The organism is Echinicola sediminis, assembly GCF_054777495.1.
The window spans coordinates 17,056-32,358 of record NZ_BAAHAP010000032.1; the positions used below are offsets into that span (position 1 = coordinate 17,056).

Annotated in this window: 7 protein-coding genes; 1 reads left to right on the forward strand and 6 read right to left on the reverse strand. The window is 45.9% G+C overall.

Going from position 1 to position 15,303, the window contains the following annotated elements; all coding sequences use genetic code 11:
- Positions 1–62: 62 nt before the first annotated feature.
- Complete coding sequence (locus ACYVAA_RS10360; protein WP_460541258.1) at positions 63–1,286, forward strand: glycoside hydrolase family protein; 1,224 nt, start codon at positions 63–65, stop codon at positions 1,284–1,286.
- Between the two features lie 83 nt (positions 1,287–1,369).
- Here ACYVAA_RS10360 and ACYVAA_RS10365 read toward each other — a convergent pair whose 3' ends face one another.
- The 6 genes from ACYVAA_RS10365 to ACYVAA_RS10390 all read right to left on the reverse strand — a co-directional run bounded on the left by ACYVAA_RS10365 (position 1,370) and on the right by ACYVAA_RS10390 (position 15,230).
- The gene (locus tag ACYVAA_RS10365; protein ID WP_460541260.1) at positions 1,370–2,794 is read right to left on the reverse strand and encodes a RagB/SusD family nutrient uptake outer membrane protein; all 1,425 of its coding nucleotides are present in this window, start codon (positions 2,792–2,794) and stop codon (positions 1,370–1,372) included.
- A gap of 12 nt (positions 2,795–2,806) precedes the next feature.
- A complete protein-coding gene (locus ACYVAA_RS10370; protein WP_460541263.1) occupies positions 2,807–5,803 on the reverse strand; it encodes a SusC/RagA family TonB-linked outer membrane protein in 2,997 nt (998 codons plus the stop codon).
- A gap of 480 nt (positions 5,804–6,283) precedes the next feature.
- Positions 6,284–7,930: a RagB/SusD family nutrient uptake outer membrane protein gene (locus tag ACYVAA_RS10375; protein ID WP_460541266.1), complete on the reverse strand. Its 1,647-nt coding sequence runs from the start codon at positions 7,928–7,930 to the stop codon at positions 6,284–6,286.
- A gap of 23 nt (positions 7,931–7,953) precedes the next feature.
- On the reverse strand, positions 7,954–11,217 hold the full coding sequence (locus ACYVAA_RS10380; RefSeq protein WP_460541268.1) for a SusC/RagA family TonB-linked outer membrane protein: 3,264 nt from the start codon (positions 11,215–11,217) through the stop codon (positions 7,954–7,956).
- Between the two features lie 197 nt (positions 11,218–11,414).
- Complete coding sequence (locus tag ACYVAA_RS10385) at positions 11,415–12,965, reverse strand: sulfatase family protein (protein ID WP_460541270.1); 1,551 nt, start codon at positions 12,963–12,965, stop codon at positions 11,415–11,417.
- Positions 12,966–13,073: 108 nt separating this feature from the next.
- Positions 13,074–15,230 carry an alpha-L-fucosidase gene (locus ACYVAA_RS10390; RefSeq protein WP_460541272.1) on the reverse strand — a complete coding sequence of 719 codons (2,157 nt, stop codon included), beginning with the start codon at positions 15,228–15,230 and terminating at the stop codon, positions 13,074–13,076.
- Positions 15,231–15,303 lie beyond the last annotated feature (73 nt).

Genomic DNA, 15,303 nt, shown 5'->3' on the forward strand with positions numbered 1-15,303 from the left:
ACCAATCACACTAGGTCATTAGACCTATTTTTTATAACTTTCCATTTAATACGATCAATACAATGAAACTGAAAATTCCATTATCCATTTTAGCCTTGGTGCTAACCCTTTCCTGCACCAAGGCCCAATTGCATATTACCCCCGGCCAGGTAGATGTCTCCCTGGTCCAGGAAGGTCCGAGCCCTATTTTAAAAGGCCCCTCCGCGCTCAACCAAGACGGGTATTTCGTCTGGGGAGGAAGTGTGGTCAAAGGTGAAGACGGACGATACCACATGTTCTATTCGAGATGGCCGGCAGGAGAGGATCATGAAAAGTTTTCTGTCGGTTGGCTGATCGATTCCGAAATCGCCTATGCGGTTTCGGATTATCCGGATCATGGCTTTGAATTTGTAAAAGTTGTGTTGAGAGGCCGTGCACAGGAAGGGCATCCAGAAGCCTGGGATGCCCAATCGGTCCACAATCCCCATATCAAAATCTTTGAGGGCAAATATTACCTTTACCATACGGGAAGCCGCTACCCGGGAAAACAGCCCTCCGGTTCTCCTGGCGCAGAACTGGGCAGAAGGGACCTTATCCAACAAAACCAACAGCTCGGAGTGACCACTTTTGACAGCATCGAGGACCTGCTGAAGGGTAATATCACCCGATATGACAGTCCCTTGTTGAGCCCTAGAACCAGGGTAAAACCCAACCATGTACTTAATCCTTCACCGGAAGGAACTGAAGCGCTTCCCGACAACCTTATTGTGGTAAATCCCTCAGTGGTATTCCGGCCCAAGGACGGAAAATACCTGCTGTTTTTCAAAGGGAATGTCTATTCGCCTCACTGGCGGGGCGTACATGGTGTGGCTATCGGAGACAGTCCTGCTGGCCCTTTTTACCCCAAAGATAAATTCGTCTTTGATGTAAAAGATGAAAATGGCCAATTGGCTTCCGCGGAAGATCCTTATGTCTGGTACCACGAAAACAGCCAAACCTTCTTTGCTGTCTTTAAAGATTTTACCGGAAAAATCACCAGAGACACCCCTGGATTGGCCATGATGTCTTCTAAAGACGGCGAACAATGGTCCCAGCTCGAGCAAGGTATGTTCATGCCGCTGAAGCTAAACCTAAAAGACGGATCCACGGTAGAGGTAAAGAGACTGGAGCGCCCCCAGCTCTTGATCGATGAAAACGGCCTACCACAAGTACTCTATGCTGCCTGTGCTGTAGAAGGCCCCAATGCTAAAAAGGACGGCAGCTCCTTTAACATCCAAGTGCCTTTAAAAAGTAAAATGGTCAAATAATCACTACCAAACATTGCTAATTAAGAAAAGCAGAAGGCATGCCTTCTGCTTTTCTTTTTTTCCCATTAGCTCATTAATCTGGCCTAATATCCATCATTTTGGCTGAGACCAGGATTAATATCGATTTCCCGTTGGGGAATAGGCAAAATGGTCTTATCCATTCCTGGCCGAGACGCCTCATAATTATCATCTCCTACTGGTCTTAAAGGCAGTTGATAACGCAAAAGGTCCATTCTTCGGTGTCCCTCAAAAGCCAGCTCTTTTCTCCTTTCGTTCAAAATAAACGTGATAAAAGATTGCTGGGTGGGGAAATTCAAAGCGGTAACCGGCAGTAAACCTGCACGCTGTCTCAGCTGGTTGATGATACCTAAAGAGGTAGCGTTTACCCCATTCAGCTGAGCCAAAGCCTCGGCATAATTCAGTCCTACCTCAGTAATCCTGATCACAGGTGAATCATCTGTGTGGGTAACCGGGTCTGGAAACTTCGTCGTGTAGGTTCTGCCATTATCCCCCACCTGGTTAAGCTGGGTAAACCGCCTGTCGGCTAACAATTCCTCTTCATAGGCATCCAGTAAATAGGAGGAGAAAGGACAATCTCCCCTTCCGTCGATTTCAGCCGGGTTATAGTATTCCCCCCATCCACCGGAACCGGTCCTGCCGTTATCTATGGCAGAATTTAGGATCACAAAAACCAACTCAGAACTAATTTCTCCCCAGAAGGCATGGTCAGGAGCCAAGGTATAAACGCTACTGTTCCACACCTGCTCTGCATAAGTGGCAGCCTGCTGCCATTCTCCCCGATAAAGGTGAAGCCTTGACAGCAATGCCCTGGCAGCGCCCTTGGTTGCCCTACCGCGGGTGGCAGAGGCCGTACCATATTCCTCCGGAAGGGCCGGTATCGCCTCTTCGAGATCCTGCTGGATCTGGGAATGGACCTCCCCTAAAGTGGCTCTCGAATATTCAATGATTCCACCTTCAAAAGGGTCCACCACCAAAGGAATCCCCGGTGTGGAAGCTCCTCCTACCTGAAGGGGATGACTGAATAAATTCACCATTTGGAACATCAACAGTGCTCTCAGGAATTTTGCTTCAGCCACAAACTGATCCTTCTCGGCTTGCATCAGGTTGGGGTCGGGAGATCCCGGTGTAAAGGCGATCACCGCATTGGCCGCCAAGATGGAGGAATAATGGTACCTCCACAAATCCCGGACAGAAGAGTTGTCCGCCTGAGTGGAGAACAACCGGATATCCTGTAGGGTAGGAAATGAACCAATAAAATCCACATTGTCCGCCTGATAATCTCCTATGATTTGTGGAAGCGAACCATACACATCGTACTGCTGTACGGTGGAATAAACCCCTAGAAGGGAACCTTCCACAGCTTGCTTATCCGAAAAAGCCAGTTCGGTAGAAAGCGATTGCTGTGGATCTATATCCAGGTCGTTACAGGAAAAGCTTCCTATGGTAAACAGACCTAATACGAATATCTTTATTGTATTATTTTTCATGACTGTGTCGGTTTAGAAGCCCAAGGAAACACCAAATGTAAAGGACCTTGCCTGAGGCGGGGTAAAGAAGGATTCTCCCTGAATTTGATTATCCGCTCCATCTCCACTGATTTCAGGCTCGAGGCCATCCTCCAGTCTGGAAAAAGTGGCCAGGTTCTGCATAATCAGATATACCCTTGCATTCCTCACCACTTTCGTGCGTTCTAGAAGCGTTTGAGGGAAATTATAGGTCAAAGAAAGGTTCCTAAACCTAATGTGATCTCCTTTCCGCAAATGCTGCGTAGAACGCTGGGCAAAGGTGGACTGGGTATCTCCATTTACCCTAGGAGCAAAGGAATTCCGATTGTCTTCGGTCCAATAATTCAACAACCTGGGGTCCAAGTTGAAAAATTCAATATTATTGGGGTTAAAAGTAAACCGCAGGTCATCAAACATGATATAATTCCCCTTTACAAAGGTAAACAGCGCGGACAGCTCCAGCCCCTTCCAAGAAAAGGTATTGGTCAAGCCCCCCGTTAAATCCGGGATGGCCGATCCGACAATCACGCGGTTACTTGAGCTATAGGTATTGGTCACTTCCCCATCCCTGGTCAGCCATTGTGCCTCCCCGCTTTCAGGGTCAATCCCCACATACCTCACCAAATAAAAGGTGTTGGCCGAATGACCGACGATCGCCCTTTGGCTCGATGATCCGGCCACAAAGGGCCTTCCATCCTCATCCAAAGAAGCTCCGGGCAGGGACAGGATTTCATTGTCCAGGAATCCCATATTCAAGGTACTCCTCCATTCAAAATCGGCACCTTGAACATTGACCGACTTTATCGCCAAATCCACTCCCTTGTTTCTCATTTCACCCACGTTTTGAGTGAGGGAACCATAACCCGTGGTGTAGGGAATCGGAACGCTCAACAACAACCCATCGGTATTTTTCACCCAATAGGAAGTCTCTATATCCAGCCGGTTATTAAACAAGGCTGCATTGAGGGTGATATCCAGTTGGTCGGATTCCTCCCATCCCAAATTGGGGTTGGCCGGCTGGCTGGGATAAATCCCTGGATTCCCTCCATAGTTTCCATCTATGCCCCTATCCGAATCCGTGGCAGCGGAGTAAAGGCCCAAGGAGGCAAAGTTTTCAATCCTATCATTCCCGGAAATCCCGTAACTCACATTGATTTTCAGAAAATCGATGAAGGGTACTTCACTCAAAAATGATTCTTCCGACAAGACCCATCCACCGGACAGTGCCCAGAAAATACCGTACCTGTTGTCCATACCAAAACGGGAAGACCCATCCTGTCTTACGCTTCCTTCAAACAGGTACTTGTCCATAAATCGGTAGTTGGCCCTCGCAAAAAAGGACTCCAACCTCCAGCCGGTACCGGTGGAGCTGGTTTGGGTAGGAGTGGCAGCAGAAGCCACATTTGGAAGGGCATCACTTACAAAACCACTTCCCTCCACGGTGATGGAGTTAAAATCAGCCTGCTCAAAACTATAGCCCAACAAGCCACTGACATAATGGGCATCTCCCAAATACCGCTCATAATTCAGGGTATTGGTGGTCAACCACTTGTTGTCCTGTATGATCCTTTTGTAACCATAACCGGAAGGGGATACAATATCAGGATCCCTGATGGTTTCTTCCGTCTGGATCTGGTCTATACCGAAATCCGTCTTGAAAGTCAATTCAGGCAGGATTTCCAGTTCGAAAAAGATATTACCGGTAGTCCTTCTGGTCACATAATCCGTGGTACTGAGGTCTTCTATTGCCAGAATATTGGGAACAAAACCCAGCACGGTATAATTACCCTCTTCGTCAAAAGGAAGGGTCCAAGGCAGGTGCAGGTACGAAGAAGTCAATGGGGCAAAGGTACTGTTGTCCGAATAAACCCTGTCATTATAGGTTTTGGCCAGACCGATATTAGCCCCTATTTTGGCCCTACCGGAAAATTTATGCTCCATATTGAGCCGTCCGTTTAACCGATCCAATTCGTTTCCTAAGGCATAAGTGTCCTGACGGAAATAGGTTCCGGACAAATAATAGGTGGTATTATCCGAACCTCCCGAGGCACTAATGTTCAAATTTGAAACACTGCCCTGTTCAATCACCGCATCAGGCCAGTCGAACCCTTCTTGGGGAAAATCACCAATGGGCGTCTCGGTAATCACTGATGCATATTCATTGTACTGGTCCAGGGACATATAGCGCCTTTCGGTTGATGCTTCCTGGATGCCATAATAATAATCCACATTAATTCGGGACTGCCCGGCGGCTCCTTTTTTAGTTTCAATCAAAATCACCCCATTGGCCCCACGTGATCCATAAATGGCCACTGCTGAGGCATCCTTGAGCACATTGATGGACTGTATCTCACTTGGGTTGAGCTCCATCAATGGATTTAAGGCAACTGCCCCGATGTCATTGGAATACTCAGCACTGCTACCATCATTGAGCGGCACTCCATCTACCACAAATAAGGGCGAGCCTCCAGCGGTAATGGAAGCTACTCCCCTGATCCGGATGTTTTGCTGTGCACCGCCCACTCCGGAAGTACCCGTAAGCTGCACCCCGGCTGCCTGTCCTTGCAGGGCCTCCTGCGCGGTAAATATGGGCATCCGGTCAAAAGAAGCATTATCCAAAGAGGCGATACTTTGCATGGATAACTTGGAGGACTGCGTACCGTATCCCACCACAACCACTTCTTCCAAAATTTTGGCATTGGGGCCCAGTTCTATGTTAATGGTGGACATGGTCCCCACACTGACCTCCCTGGAATCAAAACCTACAAAGCTATAGACCAACACGGTCGACCCTCCCGGCACTTCCACGGAATACCTTCCCTCAATATCCGTTACTGTACCAACAGTGGTTCCCTTCACTACAATGTTCACCCCAGGTATTGGCTCCCGATCTTCAGAGGAAGTCACCTGTCCGGTGATTACGCGGCTCTGCGCAAACGCCAAAGCGATGGACAAAACGAACGTAAAACCTAGAAGTAAAACTTTTTTCATACGTTCCATTTATTTTGGTTTAACATGATATAATTTACATATTTATCACATTAAAGTCCAATTATAGAACACTTTAATACCAAACCATTAAATAATTAAATGACTGAAAATAAGCTGATTATAATATTTTAAATTAACAGAAACACACATTAATCATATTTTATAAAAATATGATTATTAGACTATTTATTTTACCATAAAAAAGACACACACTCTACAAACAATTACAAAAGCGCAGGTGCTTGAAAGAATTTTAAAAAGAAGTTTTTATAAGTAAAATTCTTTGAGGTGCCCCGCAAAACTCCATCAGCCCAATGCGAGAAAAACCATCTGCAATGGTAAAAGAAAAAAAGCCAGCAGTAAAGGGAATTGGGCAATGCAAAGCCCCGCCTAAAACAAAAAGCCGACAAACCAATGGCTGAATGCTTCAGACCCTAGGTTTGCCGGCTTGGTCAAAAAATAAATATGAAAATTATCCTCTTATTCCCATCCGTCCGTTTGCTCCAAATTTGGATTCAGCGAAAGCTGATTTACCGGTACAGGGAAATAATAGTTCTTGCTCTCGTCAAACAGGTAAGTCTGATCAGAAATGATATAACCTTCACCATTCAACTTGACGTCTGAGCCAATTTCAAATGCGTCATAATCGGCGATGTCTGTTGCATTAAACCTTATTCCCAATACAGGCGCTGTCAACTTAGCACCTTCTCTCCAACGCATCAGATCGTCATATCGGAAGCCTTCAAAAGCCAGCTCCACCCTTCTTTCTCTTCTTACATCCGCAATAATACTTCCTTGATCCAACACCAAGTCAGCCACACCAGCCTTGGCCCTAAGCTGGTTGATGGTCATATCCACATCGCCCTGGGTAATGGTTCCCAGCTCTGCTTTGGCTTCGGCATAGATCAACAACACTTCTGCATAACGGATGAGCGGTGCATCCATAAAGGCCCTGTCCCAAGGAGCCGTTCTATCCTGCTCCTCATTATAGAACTTGGCCACTTGATACCCTGAAGGAGAAGATTCATTGGAGCTTAATCCCAGGGGATCTGAATTAAGGTACAATCGGCCATCCACAAAATAGGTTTCTGGCTGCGCGAAAGTCCCCGCTAACCGCCTGTCCCTATTGGCAAATTCCTCTTCAATGGTAGCATCACCTTGGTACAGTGGACTCTCTTCAATCGACAGGCCATCTACACATAGATAATCATTGATCAAACTCTTTGTACCTCCAAATTCGGTCCCCTCAGTATGGGTCAACACATTTGAGGCATTGTGATAAATCTGTAAAGCATCATCATAATCTCTGTAAAAGATGATTTCATCATTGCCCGCCAAATCCATATTGGCAAACAAGGCATTGTAATCACCACTAACATTGATACTATAGTTCCCTGAATTCATCAGTGCTTCAGCAGACTCAGCAGCGGCTTCCAAATAAACTTGCTCACTTCCTAGTCCGTGATACTTTCTGAAAGTACCCTCATGCAGCATGATACGCGCCCTGTAAGCATTGGCAATGTCTTGGGTAAAGCGGTTGCTTTCTGCCGTGTTTGCCATCCATTGTACTGCAAAGTCCAAATCTGACTTGATGAAAGCCATCACTTCATCACGGCTGGATTGTACCTCATATAATAATGGATCAGTATCGGTAAGCACACGGTCAATAACAGGAAGTTTTCCGTAGAGCTTTAGCTTGTCATAATAATCCAATGCCCTCAACAACCTGGCCTCAGCGATATAGGGGTTTTTAGCCACCTCTTCAATATCGGAAGCTGCACTATTTTCCAACATCTGGTTGATATCCCTTACCAATTCCCAGTCCCAGTTCTCCCGGCCCGGTGTATTGGCAGTGTGAATTCCCAAACGAACATCTCCCGGAGACTGAACAAAGGAATTATCACTTAAATTATCATCAGTCAGAATCCCCGCATTAAACCCTCCTCTGAAGCCTTTCGTGGCAAAATAAGAGGAGTAAAGCTGGTTGTTATAGACCTGAAGGTCTGAAGCACTTTTCCAGAAAGTATCATCATTGATCTGCGTTTCTGGAAAAGTATCTAAAAATTCGTCATTACACCCTGTCGCAAATGCAAGACAGGCCAGTAGATATATTGCTGTTTTTTTCATGTCTTTGTCTTTTTGAGGGTTGATTAGAAACTAAGACTTAGCCCAAAGGAAATTCTAGTGGACAATGGATAGAGTTTACCAGACTGGTCTCCTCCGTTGCTAAAGCTTGCACTCCCAAGGTTATCTTGATTTGGGTCAAGCACTTCAGGATCAAAATTCTCATTGAGCTTCGTAAAGGTCAACAGGTTCTCTCCAGAGGCATATACTCTCAAGCCACCGATATTAACCCTTTCCAGCATGTCAGAAGGCAAACTATAGCCAATGGTCAAGTTTTTAAGCCTCAAATAGCTGGCATCTTGAAGGTACCTGGTCTGAACATGGGTGTTTCTGTTGGTCACTTGCCCTTGGCTTGGACGGAAATAATACGCATCCCTATTTTCTGGAAGACCGTCTGAGCCATCGCTCCAAGTCTCATTATAGACATTATCCAAAACAATGACATTACCATAGCCTCCTGTACTTCCAAACATCAAAGGACCGTCCAACCAGAAATCTCTTTGACCAATCCCCTGGAAGAAAATGCTGAAATCGAAATTCTTGTAATTCAAGCCTCCTCTAATACCATACAAATACCTTGGAGAAGCATTACCGATGATTCTCCTATCTCCGGAATCATCGACTGTACCCGCACCTCCGTTGATGGAACCATCATTGTTGAGGTCAGCATAATGCACATCTCCTGGAGCAATCAGGTTACCTCCACCGAGCTGAGCGTGATCAGCAGCATTATCAATTTCCTCTTGGTTTTGGAAAATGCCCACCGTTTCATATCCCCATATCTCACCCAGTGTCTGTCCCACATAATAGCCTCCCGAAAAAGACTTGGTGGGATTTTCGTATCGGGTGATCTCACCTTTGGAATCTGAAACGACCACATTCAAATTATAGCTAAGTTCACTATTGATCTCATCATTCCAACCTACAGTTGCTTCCCAGCCTTTGACCCTTAGGTCTGCGGCATTTTTTTGAGGAGGATTCGCTCCAAAAATCCCTGGTAGGGCGGCTCCTGCAACCAACATACCTTTTGTGTCTCTTTGGAAGGCATCTAAGGTCACGTTCAATCTTCCTTGAAGGAAAATCATATCCAAACCAATATTGGTAGAACTTACCTTTTCCCACGTTCTATCTGAAGCTCGTGGATCTTGAGGGGCTACACCTACAGGTCGACTGCCATCCATTACCCAGTACATACTAGAAGTTGAAATAGTATTATATCCAGTAAAAGGATAAGTAAAGCCTGAAACTTGGTTTCCTAATTGACCATAAGAAGCCCGTAATTTTAAAAGATTCAACCAAGTAAGATCTTTCATAAATTCTTCATCGGTTACTCTCCATCCGGCCGATACAGACGGGAAGAATCCAAAGCGATCATTTTTATTGAATCTGGAAGACCCGTCATAACGACCATTCAACTCCAGTAAATATTTCCCTTGATAAGTATAATTGATTCTATAAAAAGCACCCCTTATAGCCCAATCTGAGTAACTATCAACGATTCTTGGATCTCCCAGTGTCGCTGAAGTAGATAGCACATCATCAGAAATCAGGTTGGTATTATAACTTTGATTAGAAGTGTATGTCGCTTTTTCCTGGTTAAAACCTACAGTAGCCTCTATGCTGTGCCCACTGCTCCAATCTTTGGCGTATTTTCCATAGATATCAAAAGCATAATAGTTGTCCACAAAATTGGTGCGCTCGATATAGGAAGGTTCCGCTTCAGGTGAAACCGTTAGGTTGTTCCAAGGTTGGATGGAATAAAACTGTCTATTGTTCCTCACCCTTTGTCTAAACTTGGGGTTAAATGTGAAGTTAGAGAACACTTGGAAGTCTCCAAACTTCATTTCCACGCCAGCCTTTGTGTTCAAATTATAATTGACCAAATTGTTGCGCCCACCATCTTCAATGGTAGCTACAGGGTTCAGGCGGTGGAATGTGGCGTAATCCACTCCATCCAGGTTATAGTAAGGAGTCCAAGTAGGTCTCGCTCTCCAAACCACGTGGAAAATGGAAGGCCCAAAACCTCCACCAGGAAGATTATGCACATCCTGCTCAGCCCTGGAAAAGTTAACCTGAAACTTAGTGGTCAACCACTTGTTAAGGTCTGTGCTAATGTTTGAATTGAAATTAAATCTTTCGTAGAAATCATTTCCGATTTTGACAATTCCATCCTGGCGAGCATAAGCTACGGAAGCCCTGTAGGCTGAATTCTCAGAACCTCCTGTAATGCTGAGGTTATGGTTTTGACCAGGAGCCGCATTCGCAAAAACCAGGTCTGCCCAATCCGTATTGGCATGTTCATAATACGCGGTACCAGAAGGCTTTAGGGTATAATCATCCGTAATCACTCCATCTACCCGATCCTTGATCAATCCCAAATGCTCCTCATTGAAAACAGTGGATGCATTGGTACTCTCACGCATACTATTGACAAACAATGCATAGCGATAAGAGTCTGTTTTGTCAGGAAGAATGGTAGGCCTTGCCGCAAAGACATTTCCAGAATACTGAATCTTTGGTTTTGAGCTTTTGGACCCTTTCTTAGTGGTAATCAAAACTACCCCAAATGCAGCTCTTGCACCATAAATCGCTGCTGAAGCCGCATCCTTAAGCACGGTAACACTCTCAATGTCCTGCGGGTTGATATTGTTGATATCCATCTGGGCCCCATCCACCAATACTAAAGGCGAACCTCCATTGATACTGGTCGCGCCACGGATATTGAAGCTGGGGTTACTTCCTGGCGAGCCACTGTTTGAAGCAATATTTAGCCCAGGCACCACCCCCTGAAGACCATCTGTCAAGTTTGTAATCGGTCGGTTTTCCAGGACTTTGCTATCGGTCATTCCCACAGCTCCGGTCAGGTTACCCCTCTTCTGGGTACCGTATCCCACTACCACCACTTCGTCCAAGCCGGCAATTTCCGAGGATAGACTTACATCTATGGTGCGCTTGCTTCCTACGGTAATCTCTTGGCTTGCAAAACCAATGTAACGAAAGACCAAAACCGCGTCTTCATTGGGTACTTTAAGGGAATAGTTCCCGTCAATATCAGTCACGGTTCCTTGACCGGCCCCCTTGACCAAAACGTTTACCCCTGGGAGTCCCATCCCATCTTCCTCGGCACTGACGGTCCCGGAAATTTGCACACCACCTTGTGCCATGGCTTGATCCCCATAATAGGAACCCAACAATAAAATCAAGGCTAGGAATAAAACCTTTTTGAAAAGCGCAGGCGCTTTCCCTTTTATTCCGGCACTTGAAATCAACTTCTTGTCAAAATTTCTCATACGTTATTATAATTAAGTTACTAAAGCACCGACCCACCCAAGAGCAGGTAGGCCATATGCACCATAAAAGTATTTACTTTAGTACATACGACCTAATTACAGCTAAAAAAAAGACCATTACTTTTGTAAATGGTCTTTTTCCTAGATTAATGAAGCTTTTATCTATCCTTATCACTAACTTCTTGATCCAACTATCTTCAAGGCCTGCTTCGGCCTGCTTCCTTATACTTCTCCAATAATGCAGTCAGGTCATGAACCAGCTCCGGATGCGCCGCCTCCAGGTTATTTTCTTCTGCCGGATCATTTTCCAGGTCAAACAGCTGCACCATGGGCAATCCCATTTCTTCCGCCTCCGCATCATTTCTTGGTTTGGTCCAACCTCCCGAGCCACCGCCCAGAACCAGTTTCCACTTGCCCCTTCGGATGGCAAACTGCCCATTGCCCGAATGGTGGACAGTCGCCTCCCTTACAGGATCTTTTGTTTCCTTTCCGGCCAATACCTGCTGTAGATCATAACTATCCTCTCCCGCATTTTGAGGCAGACGATAGCCCACTATCCCCGCAAAAGTGGCCATAAAATCCGTCAAACAAACCGTCTGTTCCGAAACAGCCGGTTTCACCACCTTAGGCCAATGTACAATCAAGGGAACACGGTGACCACCTTCATAGATGCTGGCCTTAATGCCCCGAAACCTACCACTGGGCTGGTGACCGTACTTTTCCACTACTGACCGGGTAGCCCCTGCCATATTGCTACCATCCCTCGCCGGTGAGCCATTATCACTAGAAAAAACGATCAGCGTATTGTCCAGCATGCCTTCTTCTTCCAAAGTCTTCACTACCTCTCCCACCAAGTGGTCCACCTGCATCACATAATCGCCATACCTTCCGGCATTGCTCTTCCCTATAAATTCTTCGGAGGGCGCAATTGGGGTATGGGGAGCCGTCAGGGCCAGGTACAAAAAGAAAGGCTTGTCCTGACGACGCTTAAACTTCTCTTCTGTGTTCCTGATATACGCTACACTTCTTTGCTGTATGGCCGGCATTACGGCAGTCAAGTCCCAGCCTTCCTGAAAAATCCCCGGATTGCCATAGACCGCCGAAGGTTTCATGATCGTCGGTTCTTTTACCACCTTATCATTTTCTATAAAGGCATAGGGAGGGTAATTGGGCACATCATCCCCAAAGTAATAATCAAAGCCCCTGGTAATCGGCCCATGCTGAATGGGCTGTTCATAATCCACTTTATGGCCAAACCCAAGCCTTTTCTCTCCTCCCATTGCCCATTCACCGCTTCTTATGGAGTCCGGCACCACGGTACCGTCCTTGGTAGGCCAGGTCATGCCCAGGTGCCACTTCCCTATTGCAGCGGTAGTATACCCAACAGATTTCAGCATATCGCCCATGGTCAATCTATCCTCTTCAATCAAAGCACTTTCCCAGGGCCAGAGCACGCCATCCTTTAATTTGCTGCGCCAAGCATAGCGACCGGTCAAAATACCGTAACGCGTAGGGGTACAGACGGCAGATCCTGAATGCGCATCCGTAAACCTGGCCCCACCAGTAGCCAACCTGTCCAAATGCGGGGTGCTGATCTTGGATTCGGGATGATATATAGTCAGATCGCCGTAACCTAAATCATCCGCCAAAATAAATACAATATTGGGCTGCTTGTCGGTTTGAGCTTTGCAGGAAAAGCTGATTAAAGCCAGCCCGAGTACCAGAACACTAAAGGAATATTTTTTCATTGATTTATTATTATTTCCGTTATCATAAAGAACTTTAACGTTTTCTGAGCAGGATTTCCCAATCCTCAGAAACGCTCATTTTTCAAAGGAGATGAAAAGCTTCCGCTATTAATAAAGCTTAAACTCAGCCACCCGGGCCACTTTGTCTTGACGGCTGGTCTGCTTAATCACCATTTTTACTTTTTCAGTAAGATAAGATGCTCCAAAATCCACTCTTCTTTCCACAGGATTATTATCCACATTTCCAAAATTTCCTTCGCTTACTTTCTTCCATTTGCCTTCTTCAGTCATGAGATAAAATTCATAGAGAGAAACCCTTCCAGGCTCATTAGATGCTCCCTGAGGGGGCAGATACCCAAAACCTGACACATTTTTCACCTCTGGCAACAATATCTCCAAATCAGCTTCTCCTGATGGCAATAATGCTATATCCACCCAGGTATGCTCATCTCCATCAATCATCCTTTTTCCATCTTTTGCCCCCTTAACCTTCCAACCTAGAGGCAAAATGCTGAACACTTCTTGGCTATGCTGAAAAAACTCGCCCGATTCATCCCCTACAAAAGCAGCCCGGACTTCCCCACCATGCGGTAGGGAAAATGGCCCATTATATTCATGCTTTTCCCCTAACAGAGGATCACTTCCGTCCAAGGTATATTGAACCTTCTTTCCTTCGTTAAATATTTTTACCTTTCCTCTCTCATCCCGTTCTATCTTGGGGCCTTTTTTAATTTCAGGAGCGGTATACAGCTCGAGGCTGGCCAAACTTGGGCTCGTTCTACTATCGGTAATACGAATTCTTATCTTATTCGTAGTGGTGATAGGAACCACTAATAATCGACGCAGACCAATCGTGCTGGCCTCTCCTATTTTCTGCCATTTATCTTCTTTCCAGGCATCTACCTCAAAACGCTCCACACGCTGTCCATAATCGGCTATGTTTTCAGAAAGCTTAATCACATTGAAAGTTTGTTTGCCATATAGGTCTACCCTGATCACTCCACTTTCCTGCCCTTCTGGAGCCAGCCAACAGGTTCTTAGGTCATCATCAAAGAGGTAATTGGCCGCAAAGCCACCTTCCCGAACCTCTGTAGCCTTGGCTACAGCTCCCTCGGCGTGGTTTTTGGCATACATTCGCTCTAAATATTTCCCAAACTGCTTCATCAAACGCACATCCTCCTCCGGGATAAGCCCCCTTTGATCAGGAGAAAGATTGATCAGCACATTACTGTTCTGCCCCACGGTTTCAAAATAGGAGTTGATCATATACTCCAATGAACGGCTCTGTTGGTTTGGAGCCCAAAACCACTGTACCCTTACAGGAAGTCCCCCACGGGCAGGATACCAAGCCAACTGCTTAAACCGCGACAATTCGGAAATATCCCCAAGCTTTTTGGCGGTAAGAGCCGTTCCGGCATCTGCACCGGAAAAATCAGCTTCCATGAGATCTACCCCCTGAACACTCCACTCTGTGAATCGCCCTCTTCCTGCTTCGTTTCCCACCCATCGGATATCCGGGGCAGCTCCTGAAATCAAGGCCTGTGGCTGCAACTCCCTGATCAATGCATATACCCTTGGCCAATCTATCTCCATCTTTACCCCACTGGTCTTTTCATCCAAGCCTGCTCCATCAAACCAAACCAAATCAATATTCCCATAATTGGTCAACAGCTCCGTCAGTTCATTGACCATTAGATCATTATAAGTGGGTGTACCATAAGGATCCTGTTTGTCCCATGGCGAATAATAAATACAGGTACGGATACCTTCCTCTCTGCAGGCATCCATAAATTCGCGTACCAGATCCCCTTGCCCATCCCTCCAAGGAGTTTTGGCGATGGTTCTCTCTCTAAATTGACTGGGCCACAGTGTTAATCCGTCATGGTGCTTACAAACTAGGATTACCGACTTAATTCCCGCACTTTTAAAGGTTTCCACCCACTGTTTGGCATCCAGCTCCTCAGGATTAAAAACCGTTAAGTCTTCTACTCCTGACCCCCACTGCATTCCAGTAAAAGTATTGAGGTTAAAATGCACAAATCCTAACATCTCATATTGCTGCCATCGCAACTGACGAGCCGACGGTCTGACCTTCGACGCCAAGTCCACCAGCTCCTTATCGGACACTTTATCTGGCACCAAAACGGAAGTCCCGTCATAAAAAGAATTTTCCGTATACCGGACTTCCTCCTGCCTGTTTTGGGCCAGAATACTGCCTACTATCCCAAACAAAAGCAGAAATGAAACCCCTATTTTTTTTCTCATGAACAAATTGTTAGTATAATTTAAAGTTTCTTTTCAACAAGCCCTCTATTCAGATAGCCCCCAAATCTTTCAG

Bases quoted from the DNA above. Each gene is read 5' to 3' on its own strand.
- ACYVAA_RS10360 (WP_460541258.1), top strand. From the start codon at position 63: ATGAAACTGAAAATTCCATTATCCATTTTAGCCTTGGTGCTAACCCTT.
- ACYVAA_RS10365 (WP_460541260.1), bottom strand. From the start codon at position 2,794: ATGAAAAATAATACAATAAAGATATTCGTATTAGGTCTGTTTACCATA.
- ACYVAA_RS10370 (WP_460541263.1), bottom strand. From the start codon at position 5,803: ATGAAAAAAGTTTTACTTCTAGGTTTTACGTTCGTTTTGTCCATCGCT.
- ACYVAA_RS10375 (WP_460541266.1), bottom strand. From the start codon at position 7,930: ATGAAAAAAACAGCAATATATCTACTGGCCTGTCTTGCATTTGCGACA.
- ACYVAA_RS10380 (WP_460541268.1), bottom strand. From the start codon at position 11,217: ATGAGAAATTTTGACAAGAAGTTGATTTCAAGTGCCGGAATAAAAGGG.
- ACYVAA_RS10385 (WP_460541270.1), bottom strand. From the start codon at position 12,965: ATGAAAAAATATTCCTTTAGTGTTCTGGTACTCGGGCTGGCTTTAATC.
- ACYVAA_RS10390 (WP_460541272.1), bottom strand. From the start codon at position 15,230: ATGAGAAAAAAAATAGGGGTTTCATTTCTGCTTTTGTTTGGGATAGTA.